The sequence below is a fragment of the Sorangium sp. So ce281 genome (genome assembly GCF_051527395.1).
Lineage (GTDB): Bacteria > Myxococcota_A > Polyangia > Polyangiales > Polyangiaceae > Sorangium > Sorangium cellulosum_B.
The window spans coordinates 11,274,687-11,292,289 of sequence record NZ_CP150322.1 but is presented as its reverse complement, the minus strand read 5'-3'; the positions used below and the strand labels follow the sequence as shown (position 1 = coordinate 11,292,289).

13 protein-coding genes are annotated in these 17,603 nt (G+C 70.2%); 4 read left to right on the top strand and 9 right to left on the bottom strand.

The window, feature by feature from the left end:
• Positions 1-2: 2 nt before the first annotated feature.
• The 9 genes from WMF27_RS43330 to WMF27_RS43290 form a co-directional block, all read right to left on the bottom strand.
• On the bottom strand, positions 3-263 hold the full coding sequence (locus WMF27_RS43330) for a hypothetical protein (RefSeq protein ID WP_437296350.1): 261 nt from the start codon (positions 261-263) through the stop codon (positions 3-5).
• Between the two features lie 111 nt (positions 264-374).
• Positions 375-2,351, bottom strand: coding sequence for an ABC-F family ATP-binding cassette domain-containing protein (locus tag WMF27_RS43325; RefSeq protein ID WP_437763014.1), 1,977 nt, complete (start codon positions 2,349-2,351; stop codon positions 375-377).
• Between the two features lie 164 nt (positions 2,352-2,515).
• Positions 2,516-3,274: a hypothetical protein gene (locus tag WMF27_RS43320; RefSeq protein WP_437763015.1), complete on the bottom strand. Its 759-nt coding sequence runs from the start codon at positions 3,272-3,274 to the stop codon at positions 2,516-2,518.
• Between the two features lie 440 nt (positions 3,275-3,714).
• Positions 3,715-4,242, bottom strand: coding sequence for a hypothetical protein (locus WMF27_RS43315; RefSeq protein ID WP_437763016.1), 528 nt, complete (start codon positions 4,240-4,242; stop codon positions 3,715-3,717).
• A complete protein-coding gene (locus WMF27_RS43310) occupies positions 4,235-5,551 on the bottom strand; it encodes a DUF3696 domain-containing protein (RefSeq protein ID WP_437763017.1) in 1,317 nt (438 codons plus the stop codon). Before WMF27_RS43310 ends, WMF27_RS43315 begins: the two co-directional genes overlap by 8 nt.
• 79 nt (positions 5,552-5,630) lie before the next feature.
• Entirely contained in the window at positions 5,631-6,545 is a 915-nt protein-coding gene (locus WMF27_RS43305) for a carbohydrate-binding family 9-like protein (RefSeq protein ID WP_437763018.1), read from the bottom strand.
• A gap of 103 nt (positions 6,546-6,648) precedes the next feature.
• Positions 6,649-8,289, bottom strand: coding sequence for a signal recognition particle protein (gene ffh / locus WMF27_RS43300; protein WP_437763019.1), 1,641 nt, complete (start codon positions 8,287-8,289; stop codon positions 6,649-6,651).
• Positions 8,290-8,477: 188 nt separating this feature from the next.
• Positions 8,478-9,020, bottom strand: a complete 543-nt coding sequence (locus WMF27_RS43295) for a hypothetical protein (protein ID WP_437763020.1) — start codon at positions 9,018-9,020, stop codon at positions 8,478-8,480.
• 95 nt (positions 9,021-9,115) lie between these two features.
• Positions 9,116-9,658 carry a hypothetical protein gene (locus WMF27_RS43290; RefSeq protein WP_044967211.1) on the bottom strand — a complete coding sequence of 181 codons (543 nt, stop codon included), beginning with the start codon at positions 9,656-9,658 and terminating at the stop codon, positions 9,116-9,118.
• A gap of 154 nt (positions 9,659-9,812) precedes the next feature.
• Here WMF27_RS43290 and WMF27_RS43285 point away from each other — a divergent pair, with 154 nt between their 5' ends.
• The 4 genes from WMF27_RS43285 (at position 9,813) to WMF27_RS43270 (ending at position 17,394) form a co-directional block, all read left to right on the top strand.
• Positions 9,813-13,823: an RHS repeat-associated core domain-containing protein gene (locus WMF27_RS43285; RefSeq protein ID WP_437763021.1), complete on the top strand. Its 4,011-nt coding sequence runs from the start codon at positions 9,813-9,815 to the stop codon at positions 13,821-13,823.
• A gap of 5 nt (positions 13,824-13,828) precedes the next feature.
• Positions 13,829-15,505, top strand: a complete 1,677-nt coding sequence (locus tag WMF27_RS43280; protein ID WP_437763022.1) for a hypothetical protein — start codon at positions 13,829-13,831, stop codon at positions 15,503-15,505.
• 304 nt (positions 15,506-15,809) lie between these two features.
• The gene (locus tag WMF27_RS43275) at positions 15,810-16,520 is read left to right on the top strand and encodes a hypothetical protein (protein WP_437763023.1); all 711 of its coding nucleotides are present in this window, start codon (positions 15,810-15,812) and stop codon (positions 16,518-16,520) included.
• Between the two features lie 40 nt (positions 16,521-16,560).
• Positions 16,561-17,394: a hypothetical protein gene (locus WMF27_RS43270; protein WP_437763024.1), complete on the top strand. Its 834-nt coding sequence runs from the start codon at positions 16,561-16,563 to the stop codon at positions 17,392-17,394.
• The last annotated feature ends 209 nt before the right edge of the window (positions 17,395-17,603 follow it).

Sequence of the window (17,603 nt, the reverse complement as noted above, 5' to 3'; positions counted from 1 at the left end):
GCTCAGTCGACCTGGTGAGCCCGGAACGCGGCGACGGCCCCGTGGGTCTCCAGGCAGCGGTGGATCCAGGCGGCGTCGCGCGCGCGCACGGCGATGAGCCGGACGTTGCCGGAGCCGTCGAGCGCCTGGAGGCCCTGGAAGCCGACCAGCGCGGCTTCCTGGAGCGTCATCACCTGCGCGCCTGTCTCGCTCAGGACCTCGTCGCTGAGCAGGCCGGCGCCGTCGGATCCCTCGGCGAGGTGCACCTCGAACACGGTCATCATGAGGCCATGGTCGCCGGGCGGCGCCGCGCCGACAAGGGCCCTCGTGCGAGGCGGATCGCCCCATGCGCCCCTTCACCGATTGCCGGCGGCCTCGCGCTCCGTCGCGCCCTGTCACGCCTTGCCGGCGGCCTCGCGCTTCGTCTCGAGCTCCTCCCAGCGGCTGACCAGGCGCGCCGCGTCCTGCTTGGCGCGCTCGAGCTCCGAGAGCAGCCCCGCCACGTCCGCGCCGCGGCTCGCGTAGAGCGTCGGGTCGGCGAGCTTCGCCTCGAGCTCGGCGACCTTCTGCTCGGCCGCGTCGATCCGCCCCACGATGCCGTCGAGCTCCGTCCGCTCCGCGAACGTGAGCTTCGGCTTGTCGCCGGCCCGCGCGGCCGCCTTCACCGGCGCCGCCGCCGGCCGGGCCTCCGCCGCCTGGGCCTTCGCGGCCCGCGCCTCGGCCTCGGTCTCGAGCGCGGCGTTCGCGCGCTGCTCGCGGTAGGCGTCGTAGTTGCCCGCGTACCGCACGACCCGGCCGTCGCCCTCGAACGCGAGGATCGAGGTCGCCACCCGGTTCAGGAACCAGCGGTCGTGGGTCACGACGAGCGCCGAGCCGTCGAGCTCGATGAGCATCTCCTCGAGCGCGGCGAGGGTCATCACGTCGAGATCGTTCGTGGGCTCGTCGAGGATGATCACGTTGACGCTCTGGGTGAGCATCTTCGCCAGGGCGACCCGCGCCCGCTCGCCGCCGGAGAGCGAGCCCACCGGCTGCCGCGCCTTGTTCGGATCGAACAGGAACCGCTCCAGGTAGCTGCGCACGTCCATGGATCGGCCGCCGACCTCGACGCGCGTGTGCGAGCCCGCGATGTTCTCGAAGATCGATTTGTCGAGGTCGAGCCCGCTCCTGTGCTGGTCGAAGTAGGCGACGCTCGAGTTCTTTCCGAGCACGACCTCGCCTTCCATGCGGGGCCCCTCGGCGGCCGCGCCGTCGCCTTCGGCGCCGAGCTGGCCGAGGATCGCGCGGAGCATCGTGGTCTTGCCCGTGCCGTTGCGGCCGACGACGCCGACGCGCTCGCCCTTGGTCAGGGAGAAGTCGAGGCCGCGCACGAGCCATTTGCCGTCGACCGCGAGGCCGAGCTTCTTCAGCTCGAGGATGGTCTTGCCGGTGCGCACCGACTCCACCGAGAGCTGCGCGGTCCGCTCCGCCTTGGGCGGCGGCGCGCTCTTGGTCGTCTCGGCGCGCTGGATGCGCGCCTTCTGCTTGCCCGTGCGCGCCTTCGGCTGGCGCCGGAGCCACTCGAGCTCGGTGCGCAGGAAGTTCTGCCGGTTCGACTCGGTGCGCGCCTCGAGCGCGAGGCGCTCGGCCTTCTGCTCGAGGTACTCCTCGTAGCCGCCGTCGTAGCTGTAGACCTTGCCCTTGTCGATCTCGAGCGTGCGCTCCGCCACGCGGTCGAGCAGGTAGCGGTCGTGGGTGATGAGGAGGAGCGCGCCGGGGTGCTCCTCGACGAGGTAGCGCTCGAGCCACTCGACGGTCTCGACGTCGAGGTGGTTGCTGGGCTCGTCGAGCACGGCGAGGGCGGGCCGCGACACGAGGAGGCGGGCGAGCGCGACGCGCCTGCGGTCGCCGCCGCTGAGCACGCTCATGGGCGCGTCGGGCCGGGTGACGCCGACGTGGCCGATGATGGCGTCGACCTGGTGCATCATGTCCCACCCGCCGAGCCGCTCGACGTCGGCCCCGGCCTCGGCCTGCTCGGCGAGGAGCGCCTCGGCGTCCCCCGAGCCGGCCGCGAGCGCCCGGCTCACCTCGTCGTGGCGGGCCTTGGCGGCGTGCCAGGCGGAGAGCCCGGCGAGCACCACGTCGCGCGCGGTGTCGGTCGGCTCGAAGACCGGATCCTGCGAGAGGACGCCGATCTCGGCGCCGCGGCGGCGCGCGATGGTGCCGCTGTCGGGCTGCTCGACCCCGGCGAGGATGCGGGCGAGCGTGCTCTTGCCGGAGCCGTTGACGCCGACGAGGCCCACCCGCTCGCCCGTGCGGATGTTGACCGAGACGCCGTCGAGGATGGTCTGCGGACCGAAGGATTTGTGGAGATCGTGAGCGGTGAGGACGGGCACAGGGCGCGGAGCTTAGCGCAGCCGGGGGTGCATGCGCCGGCTTTGCTGGGCCGGGGGCTGGGCCCAGGGACCGGATGGTTCGGCCCCGAGGGGCGTGGCGCCGCCCCGGCCCTGAGGGGACGCTGGAGTGAGATGCTCTCGGACGGCGGGCGCCAGCGCAAGCGTCAGGGCGCGACGATCCGCCCGGGCGCCCCCTCGGCGCCGTTCTGGGAGTGGCAGCTGTTGCAATCGCCGCTCATCTGCGCGGTGAGCATCTTGCGCTCCTTGTCGCCCTTCACCACCCGTGCGGTGATCGGGAACTTGATGGGCGTGCGATCTCGGGCGGTGTCGAAGAGGAAGTTGCCTGACGCGTTGACCGGCAGCTGGATCACCCGAGCGTCGGCGGTCGTGATCTCGACGACCACGTCCTCGGCCTCCCCGTCGACGCCGAGGCAGTCGTCGGGCTCGTGCCCGGTCGGGAAGACGGTGCCGACGATCGGCAGGCGCGTCGCGACCCGCGGCTCCTTCATCGAGTGACAGGTCCGGCACGCCATGCCTGGGTGCATGAGCGGCGATTCGTGATCGCCCATCGTCCAGTGCTCGTCGCTGCTGCACACCGGAGCGTGCGCGAACGGATCATCGCCGCCCGTGCCCCCCGTGCCGCCGGAGCCGCTCGCGGCGCCCGAGCCACCGGAGCCACCGGCGCCGCCCGAGCCGGTCGCGTCGCCTGAACCGCTCGTGCTGCTGCCCGACCCGCTCGTCGGGTCCTCGATCCCCGTGCCCGTCGTGGTCGTCGTGGTGCCCGACGTGGTCGGCCCCTCGCCGCTCGAGCTCGTATCGTCTCCGCCCGCCGAGCCCGTCCCGCTCTCCGCGCCGGTGCCCTCCCCCGCACCGCCGCAGGCCACCAAAAGGATCGCTCCAACAAGAGTGAAGAACCGTGTCATCGCATGAACCTCCATCCAGCCTGCCCACGGACGCTCGATCCCGGCATGTCGGGATGGGTCACGATCCGAGGCATGCAATTGCATGTCGCGACTCTCGATGATCTTTCGCGTCGACGCAATAGCTCGATCGCGCTCTCGCATGGAGGCTACCGACAGCGGGCGTCGTGTCATTGCACGGCGACGCCACCCCGCCGCGCGAAATGTACAGCATCACGGGCCACAAATGCTGTTGATATAACGTTTCGTTTTCAGGAAGCCGCGGACCTCACGAATGCTGTTGATGTAGCGTTTCGCTTTCAGGAAGCACGCCCACCTTGAGCTCGCCTCGTACGAGCCCACGACGCATCGCCCCACGACGCACCGCGACCCCATGGGGAGCGACGTTATGGTCCGGGTGGAGAACAACGAGGTCACGGTGTGCCAGCGCCACCGCAAGCGCATCATCGAGCGCCGGGAGGCACCTTCTCGGGGTTCTTGCGCCAGAACTCTCTCTGGCACCACGCCGGGAGGAGCTGCTCCACGATCACCCCTTCTGCGGAGAGCGCCTCTTCGTGCTCGTGCCAGTCGGTGTCGCACGCGTTCACGATGGTGCTCTGACCGCCTTCCGCCCGGTGCGCGAGGTGCGCCGCCACGAGCTTCTTGTCGGAGTTGTCGAAGCGAGCGAGCCGCTCTGGCACGACGGCGTACTCGCCGTCGTACTGCACGGAGACGAACGCCGCCGTCCGGAGCTTCTCCATCGCCACGACGATGCCGTAGTCCTGGGCCGTCAGCTTCTTCCTGTACTCGCGCAGGATGCCGCGGGCCCTGTCGATGATCAGACGGCGCCCGTCATCGGCGCGAAAATCCTTGAGCCACGCGAAGACGACCCTCCGCTCGCTCGTCGGGACGTGGGTGTCCTTGAACGGCGAGGCAGGATCGGCGGCGCTCGCGACGATGAGCACGTTGGTGTCGACGACATGATCAGCCACGTTGCTCGTCCTTCTCCATGCGGTCGAGCATCCGCTCCATCTGTCGCTCGACCTCGCCCACCGTGTCACCGAAGAACTTGTCGGGCCAGTTCGCGACCCGCCCGTACTCGTTCACCTCGAGCGGCTCGAGCACCGAATCCCCTCCATTGCACCGGGCAAAGTACATGGCGCACTCGTCCGGCGTGATGCGCTCCTCGGCCATCAACGTCTGGATCCGCCGGAAGAGGTGCTCCGAGTGCGTCTCGACGAGGAGCTGCACCCCGCGCTCTCGCACGGCCTCGACGAGCAGGTCGCCGAGCGCGGATTGCGCCAGCGGGTGCAGGTGGAGCTCGGGCTCCGACATGATCACCGTCGAGCCCTCGGGCGCGAAGTACGCCGCGGTGACCACGGGCAGGACCTGGGAGACCCCGAAGCCGACGTCGAGCAGGTTCGTCCGGTGGCCCTGGAAGGTGATCATGACCTGGAAGAACGTCGTCGCCTGGCGCTCGATCTCCATCCTGTCCGCGACCCCGAGCCGCGCGAGCCCCGCGGAGACCTGCTCGACGAGGCGGCCCCGCTCGGACCCGTCGGCGTGGCGGCCGACGAGGCTCGCGATCAGCGCCGGGATCGCGTGCTCGCCGCTCGATCCGAGCTGCCCTATCGAGCGCCCCGTCCACGCGTAGTGGCGCGTGGGCACGCTCCGGTGGGGCCCGATGTAGGCGAGCCGCCGGAGCTCCCGCGTCAGCGCGAGCGCGAGATCCTGCGCGTCCGCCCCCGCGGCGCCGAGGGCGGCGACCGCATCGGCCGAGAAGCCGACGGAGCGCTCGGGCTCGTAGGTCCGCCGAGCTCGCCGGTCGTCGGGCAAGGGGCCGCCCGGCGCGGAGAGCGCGTAGGCGCCGTCTCGCTGGCGCGCGACGGCGTAGGCGCCCTCGGCGGTGGCGTACGAGAGCCGCTCCACGTAGGGACTCTCCTCGTCGGCGGCGCCAACCTCCACCTCGTAGTCCACGGAACCGAGCGTGCGCGGCGCGGCCCCCTTCCCGATGCTCACGGGGCCGAACGTCAGGCGGAAGCCGAGCCCGGCGCGCACGTCGCCCCCGGAGACGACGTCGGAGAGCCTGCCGAGGTCCAGCATCTCACCGGGCTGCCCACCCAGGTTGAGCGCCAGGAGCCGGTCGGGCGACTCGATGGTTTGCTTCAGGAGCAAGAGCGGCTGGAGCAGGCTCGTCTTGCCGGCCGAGTTGACGCCGAGCACCAGCGTGAGCGGCCTGAGGTCGAACGCATGTGCGCCACGCCAGGACTTGAAATTCCGGAGTCCGAGCTTCGTGAACATCCTCTGCTTCCCTTTCCACGGAGGGCTCGCGCCGCAACGGGGTTCGCTGTTCTGTTGCTCGAGACGCCGGACGCGCAGCTCAGCGGTCCAGCGGATCGGCCCGGTAGCCCGGCTTCGGACCGGCCGACGCGGAGGGCGCCGCCGCGGGCGCCCCCGCGCCGCCCGCCTCACCTTCGGCCGCGACGAACCGGACCCGCCCGAACCGCCGCGTCCTGTGGAAGTTCCCCTCGCCCAGGATCGGCGACCACGCCGCCCCGCCGTTGTCCTGCATGGCGTAGAAGTTCATCCGCCACGCGTCCCCCGGCGACGGCGGCGCCGCCTTCGCCTTCGCGAACGAGCGCCACGGGATCTTCGCCTCGACCACGTACCCCACGTCCTCGTCCGATCCGTCGTCGAGCGTCCCTCTCAGCGCGACCGCGCTCGCGAGGCCCGCGCTCCACGCCTCATGGCCGAAAGGCCCGCTCGGGCCGCCCCTCGGAGCGTTGTAGTCGTCGAACTGCGAGTCGAAGACGAGATTCTGAGGGTTTATCTGGATTTCGTAATAGTCTTTGTTATCTCCGTCGCCGTCCGGATCGATCATCACCTCGACGGTGTCCCGCTCCCAGAGGTGCGGATCCCGCGCGCCCTCGGGGAACCCGCCGGTGATCGTCCTGTCGCCGACGTCGAATCCGACGTAGAGGAACCCGTCGTCCCAGAGCAGCCGCGCCTCGCCCTGCGTCGGCAGCGACCGATCCTCGCGGCCCGTGCCCACGTTGACGAACGGGCCTGTCGTCGCCGCCGCCTGCCACGCCGGCTCGTCGAGGCGGCCGTCGATGACGATCGCCGCGCCGGGCGCGAGCTTGCGCACCGAGAGCTCCTTCACGACAGCAGGCGGTCGTCTCTGGATCTGTCCGGCGCCCGGGCCGCTGCTCGCCGGCGCGCGACCCGTCGTCCCGGACGGCGCCGCCTCCTGCTCACCCCCGCCGCCCCGGGAGCACGCGGCGGCGAAGGCCACGGCGACCAGCGCGAGCGCACGAGCGCGAGCGTGCGCGCCTTCCGCGCCGTGCGCTCCGTCGACAGCGCGCCGCCGGCAGCAGGGCCCGCGCACGCGGCCGCCGCTACTTGCGCCCCTTCTTGCGGGCGTCGCGCTCGCGCTTGCGCTGCGCCTTCTTCGCGTTGCGCTCGGAGGCGCTGAGCGTCTTCATCTTCGTCATGTTCGGCCCCCCGGCGCCGGCGCCCGCGAAGCCGCCCATGCCCGGCATCCCCATCCCGGGCATCCCCATGCCCGGGAAGCCCATGCCCGGAAAGCCCATGCCCGGCATGCCCATCCCGGGCATGCCGCCGCCGGCCATCATCTGCTTCTGCATGTCCCGCATGTTCTTGGCCATGGCCATCTGCTTCATGCCGGGGATCTTGCCCATGAGGCCCATGTTCTGGCCGAGGCCGCTCATCATCTGGCGCATGAACAGGAACTTCTGGACGAGCTCGCTCACCGCCTCGGACTTCGAGCCCGAGCCCTTCGCGATGCGCTCCACCCGCTTCGGCTCGCGGACCAGCGCGTACGGGTCGCTCTTCTCGAAGCGGGTCATCGACTGGATGATCGCCTCGATGCGGACGAGCTCCCGGTCGTCGAGGTTCACGTCCTGGGGCAGGCCGCCCGGGAACATGCCGCCGAGGGGCAGCTTGTCGACGAGATCCTTCAGCGACCCCATCTTCTGGATCATCCGCACCTGATCGAGGAAGTCCTCGAGCGTGAAGTCGCCCTGGAGCATCCGCGCGGCGTCTTTCTCGGCCTTCTTCTGGTCGACGACCTCCTCGAAGTCCTGCATGAGGCCGACGACGTCGCCCATGCCCAGGATGCGGCTCGCCATGCCGTCGGCGCGGAACGGCTCGAACTTGTCCGTCGTCTCGCCGATGCCGGTGAAGAGCACCGGCGCGCCCGTCACCTCCTTGATGCTGAGCGCCGCGCCGCCGCGGGCGTCGCCGTCGAGCTTCGTCAGCACGACGCCGCCGATCGACAGCCGCTCGTTGAAGCCGCGCGCCGTCTTCACGGCGTCCTGGCCGATCATCGCGTCGACCACGAGGAAGATGTTCTCCGGCTTCGTCGCGTCCTTGATCTGCGCGAGCTCCTGCATGAGCGGCTCGTCGATCGCGAGGCGGCCGGCGGTGTCGTAGATGATGACGTCGCGGCCGAGCCGCTTCGCCTCGCCGCGGGCCGCGGCGCAGATGGCGACCGGCGACTCGCCCGGCACGTTGAACACGGGGATCTTGAGCGACTCGCCGAGGACCTTGAGCTGCTCGACGGCCGCGGGGCGCTGCATGTCGGCCGCGACGAGCAGCGGCTTCTTCCCCTGCTTCTCGAGGTAGCGCGAGAGCTTCGCGCAGCTCGTCGTCTTCCCGGATCCCTGGAGGCCGACCATCATGATGCCCGTGGGCCCGCCGTCGGCCCAGGCGATCTCGTCGCCCTCGTGGGTCATCATCGCCTCGAGCTGGTCGTGGCAGATCTTGACGAAGTGGTCGCTCGCCGAGACCTGGTGGACCTCGCCGGCGTGCTTCACGCGCGTCTCCAGGGTGCGGCCGAGCGCGGCCTCCTTGACCCGGGCAAGGAACGCCTTGACCACCCCGATCTCGACGTCCGCCTCGAGCAGGCTGAGCCTTACCTCGCGGAGCGCGACGTCGATGTTGCCCGCGGTGAGCTCCGTGAGCCCGGCGAGGCGGTTTCTGGCCTGACGAAAGCCCCGTGTCAGCGTGTCGAACATGGCAGGGCGGGTCTTAGCACAGGGGACCGCGAGCGCGGATCCCCTTGCCCTCTTCAACGCCGCGCGACGCGCTGCGCGGGCGCGGCCGGCGCCCTCCCCGGGGGCGCGCGGCGCGGGCGCCTCGGCCGGCGCGGACGCCCGCCGGCGCGGCCCCGCGGACGACGCGGCCCCGCGGACGACGCGGGCCGTCACATCTCGCGCCGGCCCGAGCGGCGGAGGATCGCGAGCGCCTCGGCGCACCTCGGCATGACCTCGGCGCTCTCTTTGACCTTGGCGTCCGCCGCGACGAGATCCGCCAGCGCGCCGGGCCCGGCGGCCCCGTCGGGCGCCTCGAGCAGGGCGCGGACGCGCGCCTCGGCGGCCGTCGCGTCGAGCAGCAGGCGGTAGGCCCGCGCGCACGTGTCCTTGGCGCTCGCGGCGGGGGGCGTCGACGCGGGCTGGCGCTCGAGCTCCGCGAGCAGCGCCTCGCGCGCTTCGCGCGGCTCGCTCGGGGCGTCGCGGAGGACGTCGATCGCATGCAGCAGGGCGTCCGCCTCCTGCTGCTCGGCCGATCGGCCGCACCCGGACGCCGCCTGGACCAGGGCGGCGGCGGCGAGCGCCGCGGCGATCCGCTTCGCTGCGGCGATCCGCCGGACGGCCGTCCCTGCTGCGCCCGCCGTCCCTGCGCTGCCGGTCGCGCCGGGGTAGTGGTCAAATTTGAACAGGAAGGCGGGAAGGCGCGAAGAAAACATTAATGATCTTCCCGCCTTCCCGCCTTCATGTGGACTCTCTCAGGGGCGAAGTCGACCACTACCCGCGCCGGGCCTCGTCGTCACGCTGGGCGCCCTCAGTCGGCCGGCTTCGCGGGCGGGCCCATCTGGATGCGCTCGCCGAGGTAGGAGCCGATCAGCGTGAAGAGCACGCCGATGAGCGCCATGATCACGTACATGAACAGCGGCATCGTCCGGACGGTCTGGCTGTGCAGGAGGTAGAAGACGGTCGGGATCGCGACGAGGAACGACGCGACGACCGGCTCGAGGAACGTCTTTCCCGGCGAGATCATGCCGAGGAGGACGCCGCCGATGAACCAGACGGGGATGGCGACGATCATCCCGTTGGACCCCTCGAAGTCGAGCTGCTGCACGATCATGGGGAGGCCGCCGACGAGGGCCGCGGTGAGCACGCTCTGCAGGACGAGGGCGATGAGGCACCACAGGATCGAGAAGCCCTCCTGCTGGTAGCGGCGGTGGCGGTCGAGCTCGGAGTCGCGGAAAGGCGCGAGCGAGCCCATCCTGGCGCCGCACGCGATGCAGCGCCCGCTCGCCGTCACGGAGGCGTTGTTCGCGCCGCACGACGGGCACACGATGGAGCTGTCGTTCTTCGAGGGCATCGCGGCTAGGCTAGGCAAGGCGCCGCGTGCGGGCAAGCGCGCGACGCGGCCCCCTGCGCCGCGGCCGGGCGAGCGCGCGGCGAGCTCAGGGGCGGCCCGCGAGGACGGTGGACCGCTTGACGGTGCGTGCGGCGCCTGGCGACCATGCGGGCCCATGGCACGAACGGCGCCGGTCCCGAACATCCCCGCGATTCCCGGCATGAACCCCGGCACCTTCATCCTGGGTGGCGGGGGTGGTGGAGGCGGCGGCCGCGGCCGCGGAGGACGGGGCCGCGGCGGCGACCAGGGGGCGGGCGGCAAGAGCGGCGGCAAGGGGCCGCGAGGCGGCGGCAAGAACGCGGGCACCTGCGGACCGGGGAGCGGCGGCGGGTGCCCGAATCCGTCGCACGGGCGCGGGGGCGGCACGTCGGCCGGTGACCCGGTCGATCCGGTGACGGGGCGGGTCTACACCGCGAAGGCCGTGGATCTGGCGCTCGGCGGGATGATCCTGCCGCTCCGGATCGAGCGGAGCTACTCGTCGGAGACGAGCGACGTGGATCTGGGGCTCGGGTTCGGGTGGAGCCACTCGCTGGCGTGGGCGATCGAGGACCGGCGGAGGACGCTGCGTGTCCTGGAGCCTCACGCGGCGCCGACCGAGGCGGAGATCCCCGAGCCGGGCCGTCCCGTCCCGATGCCGTGCGGCGTGCTGAGACGTCATGAGGGCGGCTACACGCTGGAGGCCGACGGCGTGTTGCTCGTGTTCGGCGAGAGGCAGGAGAGCAGGTGGCTCTTGTCGCGCATCGTGGACCGGTACGACAACGAGGTACGGCTCTCGTACGAGCGAGGGCGCCTGTCCCATGCGATCGATGCGGTGGGGCGGATGGTGCGGGTGCGTCGGCGAGCGGACGGGAGGATCGCCGCCTTCGAGGTGAACGACGAGTCGCCGGGCGGAGGGTGGCGCGCGTTTCGCACCTACAGTCATGACGATCGAGGAGATCTGATCTCGGCGCGCGACGCCGCGGGCAACGAGGAGCGGTACGAGTACGACGAACAGCACCGCTTGGTCCGGCGCCGCGAGCCGGGAGGGCTGGTGGCGGAGTTCCGCTATGGCGACAACGGCCGCTGCGTGGAGGCATGGTGTCGTCGCGAGGGCAACGACGCCCTCGATGGCGACGTGCCGGGCACGCTGGACGATCGGGAGACCAGGGCCAAGGGCTTCTGTCACGTCAAGATCGACGATTTCGACCACTTCGTCGAGGTGATCACCTCGCGCGCGAAACGGCGGATTGACGGCAACCACCTGGACAAGGTGAACAGCGTCGCGTGGGAGGGCGGCCTGCACGCCTACACGTTCGATGCCGCGGGCAACATGCTGGCGTATCGGGACGCGCTGGGACACACGTGGCGCTACGAGCGAGACGACCTGGGCCGGCTGCGCGTCGTGACGGATCCGATGGGCGCGAGGACCGTGTACGAATACGACGAGCGGGGCTTCATCGAGGAGGTGCGCGACGCCATGGGCGGGTTCGCGCGCTACGAGCGAAACGCGCGAGGCGATGTGGTGGCCGTCGAGGACGAGCTCGGGCCGGTGATCGCGTTCCGCTACGACGAGCGCGGCATGCTCGTCGAGGCGACGCTGCCGAACGGCGGTGTGACGCGGATGGTCTACGACGCCCTCGGCAACCGTGTGGAGGTGATCGAGCCGGACGGGACGAGGCGGAAGATGCGTTATGATTTCCTGGGACGGGTGACGGGCTTCGTCGACGAGCGGGGACACGAGACGTCCTATGGATACGACGGCAGCGGAAGGCTCGTCCGTGTGCGGAGGCCGAGCGGGGCGTCGGGATGGTATGGTTACGATGTCGACGGGAATTTGGCGGAGATAGCCGACGCGGACGGCCGGGTGACGACGCTGCGGTGGGGCGGAATCGGGGTCGTGACGGAGGTGGTGAGGCCGGACGCGAGCGCCGTGCGGTACTTCTACGATCGGGAGCAGGATCTGGTACGCGTGGTCGACGAGTCCGGCGAGGAGCACCGGTACGTGCGGTGCGGCGAGGGGCGGATCGGCGAGGAGCGGACGTTCGACGGGCGGCGCATCTATTGCCGGCACGATGTGATGGGACGGATCACGCAGATCCGGGATGGGCTCGGCACGGTCGACTTCGTCTATGACCCGTGCGGCCGGCTCGTGGAGCGGAGGTTCACGGATGGGCGGACGGAGAGCATCGGTTATGACCTGCTCGGCCGGATCGAGGTTGTGACGAGCGGCGACGTGATGTGCGAGTACACCCATGACGCGCGCGGGAGGGTGGTGCGGGAGACGGTGACGCGGGGCGGGCGGCGGACTGTGGTGGAGACGGCGCACGACGCGCTGGGCAAGGCGGTGCGCGCGAGCGGACCGTTCGGGCGGATGGAGATCGCGCGCGACGTGGTGGGGCGGCCGTTGGCGGTGGCTGTCGGGGACGTCGGCGCGCAGACCATGAAGGTGCAGCTGACCTACGATCCAGCGGGTCAGCTGGTCGACCGGCTGCTGCCCGCGGGAGGGCGCATCGCGGAGGGGTGGACGCCCGATGGGCTTCCGTCGGGGGTGCAGGTGACGGGCCTCGGGGCGACGCCCGCGGTGCGGCCGGGCGAGCCGGCGTGGGTGGGGCCGCTGCCGCACGCGGTGACGTTCGCGCAGAGCTACGGATGGTCGGCGGCCGGGCTGCTCGGCGCGGTGGGCAGCGGCGCGCCGGGCGCGGCCTATGTCGAGTACCTGCGCGACGCGCAGGGTCGGGTGGTGGGGCGGGCGCGGGTGGACGGGGCGCGGCGGGAGCTCATCGAGGGGTATCGCCACGGGCCGAGCGGAGAGCTCCAGGAGCAGGCTGCGCCGCGGGAATACGCGCCAGGCGGGCAGCTCAAGCGGCGAGGAAGCGCCGAGTTCCTCTACGACGAGCGGGGGCGGATGACGACCAAGCGGCTGCCGGACGGGCGGGTCACTCGCTTCGACTGGGGCGACGACGACCTGCTCCAGGCGGTACGCCTGCCGGATGGGCGGGTGGTGCGCTTCATCTACGACCCATTCGCGCGGCGACTGGAGAAGCGGGTGGAGCGGGGGCGCGACCGGGTGGTGGAGAGCGTGACGCGCTATACCTGGAGCGGGGATGCGCTGGTGCACGAGATCCGCGAGCTGTTCGGGGGAGCGGGCGGGGAGCCGGTGGTGGAAGAGCGGGCGTATGCGGTGCTGCCGGAGGGGGTGACGCCGCTCGCCGATCGGGTACGGCGGGGCGACAGCAACGAGATGCGGTACTACGTCGAGGCGCCGAACGGGATGCCGGCGGCGCTTGTGCGCGACGATGGGAGGCTCGTCGGCCGGATCGATGCTTCGCTGTTCGGCAAGGTCGAGGGGGAGCAGGCCGGGCTGACGCCCGTGCGGTTTCCGGGGCAGTACGCGGACGAGGAGACGGGGCTCTACTACAACCGGTACCGGTACTACGACCCGGAGACGGGGCAGTACCTGAGCCCGGAGCCCATCCGGCTGGAGGGGAGTTTGATGGCGTATGCGTACACCGACGGATGGCCCATCGACTTCGCCGACATCGATGGGTTGATGCGATGTACCATCACGCGCAGGGATGGCTCAGTCGTGGAGGATGTTAGTGGATTCAATGATCCACTGACCGGAAATAAAAGGACACCAGACCAGCTTCATCCAGCCGTTCTGGCTGCCTTGCCTCCGTCCAACGCTCGAGGTCCAGCATCGCGAACGCCTTCATCTGGCTGCGCCGAGCCGTGGGCGTTGTCCAGGCATCTTGACGACTGGGAATCCCGTAACGCGCCGAAGACTTGCCGGCCTGAAGATCCCAAATGGCGAGATAACCTCAAGGCTGCGCTCGGAGAAATCACCCCGCGCGGAGGCATCGCGTCTGCGGAGGGCGACTTGCCGCGAGCATCTTGTCCAAACTGCTCTCAAACGATCCCTCGCCTCTGGGCGCTCGCCGGCCAGATGCCGCCGAACGGCGTGATCGCCCCAGGCTACCAGGGAAAGAGGCGGAGGGGACCAGTCGGGCCGACGACCGATCCTGCTCCTCTCTATTTCCACCACCAGTCGTCGAATCATCTCGCCAGCACGACCGACTATGGCGATCGCCAGCTTGGCACCTGGAGCCGCGGCGAAAATGGATGGAAGCGCCGTCCCCAGAGGTGAGAACCATGCACATCTACTCGTCGCGCGTGATGAAGTATCTATCAGGGCCCCAGAGCCGTTTCAGACCATGGTCGCCCGATGCTTTACGGAGAGTCGAGCGCGAGCATGGGCCGCTGTCGAAGAAGCATTGGGAGATCGAGGAATCGCTGTTCGAGGCCGGAGGGCGTCGCGGCTCTCCAGTCATTGGATCCTATGTCTTCGGTGCTGCGGAGTGTCTTCGCGACGGCAATGCACCACTATACAATCGGAGCACATCTAGCGGATCGCGCCCAACTTTGTTTGCCTGCTCATCACGCGGCGGGCTCTATGTGTCGCCATCGGGATCGGTCGAAGATCATCGGGGGTACTTTGTTGGTCGCGAGGTGCACTCCGTGATCGAGCGACTCGCGATCATCGAGGGGCGAGAGTGGCTGCCCATGCGAGCGGTCCTCGTTGGCGACTGCCCAGATAAGACGCTGAAACGTTCGGATCTCAGGCCGATAAGGGAAGCTAGCGACGGCCACGTTGAGGTTTGGGCGAACGAAGATGCCCTGATTGTCACACACTCGCTCGATGGCAACAGAGCGTTCTTTGGATCATTCGAGTCGATGGATCGAGTCCTTCGAGCCCTGTCTTCATCGAGCATTCTTGTTTACATAGAATCGGACTCTCAGGTCGAGGTCGTGAATTCGGACGAGGTCGAGTGGACCGCTCAACTCGAGAGCAAGGCGCAGTACAACATGAGTGGGGAGCGATTCATCGGGAGCGACCCCTCCGCTCGACTGATGTTTGAGGCAACCGGACGCAAGGGGCGCATCGTCGAGAAGAAGGTATTCCATGGCGACCGCACAGAAGTCACGCGTTACGCTGCGGCCTCCAGATATCTTGAAAAACTCGTCTCAGCCCGAGTCACTCGTCACTGTGACATACACGGCCTGTTTCGCGACCCGGCGCTCGTCGGCGGATTCGACGCGCTAGCCGCCGAGCTCGAACGACGACGCTTGCCATTTTACGATGCGTGGTTCGAGTTCGAAGAGCAATTTGGTGGGATCGCCTGGGAAAGTGTCCGTCGCGACCGCATGGAGATGTCTTTGGGGATATGGCAGTGCTTGTCCGCCTCTGCGAAGGACGAGCCTGCGTGGCGAATCAAATCGAGCCAGCTCGCCCCAGATGTGTGGCCAACGGCGCGTAGCGGGGAACGTCACCTCATCTTGGCAGGAGCCATGGACAATTTTGATGATCAGCTATTCGTCGATGAACGCGGCGTCGTGTATCGACTCGTGGGACTGCTCGACGAGCTCAGCGCCGAAGCTACGAATGGCCGCTCGTTCCTCGAGAAAATGGCCGCCGAATGGGAGATGTATGGGTCGATTGAGGAATCGGCCCCTACGACGATCGATGCAGATGTGTCAGAGGAGCTCGCTGGGCGACTGTCGCTCTCGCCTCTGGAGGAGGCTTCGGACGCGGTGTCGCGCGTGTTTCGTAGTGACCAGCTATGGGTTTGGCAGCATCTCGCCTTTGCTCCCAACGCGGCGAAGACGACGTTGGTAGCGCGCACGCCGCAGGCCGTCGTCGATGCGGTCAAGATCGCGCGCGAGATAGATCCGAGCGTCGGTGTTTCGGTGCGCAGAGATATTCCGGGGGGGCAAGCGCGCCTTTCCGCGCTCCGTGCTGCGGGGATGAGTGTGCGGGAAATGTTCTGAACAGGTACCAATCCGTCGGCGTCGAAGCGCAGCGTCGAGCACGCCCTTCGCCTGCGTCTTGCGCGCCGCGACCGACGTCCTGCGCGCCCCTGTCCGCCACGCCCGAGCCCGCTCCTCCCCTCGTCCTCATCACCGCCGCCGGCATCATCGAGAGCGGCCGCGTCCTGCTCACGCAGCGCAGCGCAAGGCGGGCGCGCCCCCCGAGGGCGCCCGGGAGGTCCCCCGCGGCACGGCCGAGGCCGGCGAGGACCGGCGAGACGGCGGTGCACCGCGGCCGGCGCTCCGGCTATATACTCGATGAAGCGTGCCCACCGACCCGACCTCGACCCTGGAATCCATGACGTCCGGCCCGCGCGGCCCGGGCGGCGATGGCCTCGACGTGGCGGTGCCCGATCCGGAGCTGCTCGCGCTGCCGGCGCCGCCGAAGCAGGAGCGCACGGTCACGGTGGCGCTGATGGCGGCGACCGCGATCGCCGCGCTGTGGATGGCCGTCGCGCTGCTCGGGGAGGCGCGTTACGCGCTGTCGCCGGGCCAGCCGGCGGACGTGGGAGAGCTCGCGTCGCTGCGGCCGCAGGCGGACCTCGCGAACCGTTACGTGCGGGCCGCCGGACTGCTCGGGACGCGCGGCGCGATCCGGTACGGGCGCGCCGCGGAGGGCGACTCGTTCCGGCTGGCGCCGGTGGCGGGCAACCCGGCGCTGTGGGTGGAGATCCGGGTGCCGGAGGGGTTCGAGGGCCCGCGCTTCGTCCCGCCGAGCACGTTCGCGGGGCGGCTCGTGCCGTTCAAGAGCGCGGGCATCCGGCACGCGCGGCTGGCCGCCGAGGTGGAGGAGCAGGCGGGGATGGCCGTGACGGACGACGCCTGGCTGCTCATCGACGGCAGCTCGCCGCGCGCGTCGCGCTGGGCGGTCGCGCTCGTGGCGCTGTTCCTGGGCTTCGCGGGCTGGAACCTGGTCGGCATCGCGCGGGTGCTCCACCGCGTGCGGGACGCGAGGGACGCGCGCCGCGCTTCTTGACGCGCTCGCGGCAGGGGAGCAGGACGCTGCCTGCCCACCGATGCCCAAGGTCACCTTCGTCAACGAGCACAGGACGGTCGAGGCCGCGCCGGGTCGTCTCCTCAGCGAGATCGCGGCCGAGCTCGGGATAGCGGTCTGCCGCGAGGCGTTCCGGGGCACCGGCATCGGCGACTACACGTGCTGGGTGAAGGGGGAGCCTGGCGCGACGTCGCCCCCGACGTTCCTGGAGAAGCTGCTCGGCGCGCGGGGCCAGCGGCGGATGGCGAACAGGACGCGCGTGCTCGGCGACGTGCAGGTGTGGACCCAGGCCGGCCCTGGCAACCGGCTGCGCGCGCCGCGGCCGATCGCGCCGCCGCCGAGCCCCGCGACGGATCCGGAGGCCCCGCGCAAGCCGATCGACGCGAGCGGCAGCGCGGCGTTCCCGTACGGCGATCCGCGCGCGGTCGGCCACGGCAAGCGCGAGCCGATCGCGGCGGGCGCGCTCGAGGCGAAGGCCGCGAAGGAGAAGAAGGCGAAGGCGGCCACGGCGAAGGCGGCGGAGGGCGCGGCCGCGAAGGCGGCGGAGGGCGTGGCGCCGGAGGCCGCGGCGAAGGCGGCGGAGGGCGCGGCGAAGACACCGGAGACCGCAGCGCCGGAGGCCGCGGCGAAGGCGCCGGAGGCGAGCGCGGCGGAGGCCGCTGCCACGGCCCCGGAGGCGAAAGCGCCCGGGGCGAAGGCGACGGACATCGCGGCGCCGGAGGCTGCTGCGAAGCCGGCGGAGGGCGCGACCCCCGACACCGCCACCGCACCAGGAATCACGGGATCCGAAACCGCGGCGCAGGCGCTCGGACCTGCAACGACAGCCAAGGAGACCGGCGGAGGTGCATCGGAGTAGCGGTCGTTGCGCGCTCACGCCGACGCGAGCGAGGTCGAAGGCGTCGAGCGGCCTGTCTTCTCGACGATCCCCGCGCAGGCTGACGGGGCTATACAGGACTTGGGGGGTATGTTCTTGAGAGCTGCTTTAAGCCTGTGCTCGTAGCTCCAAGGTGCGAAGGCTCTCAACCATCCCCTCGACAACTCATCCTGTTTCTTCCGCGCTGGCCG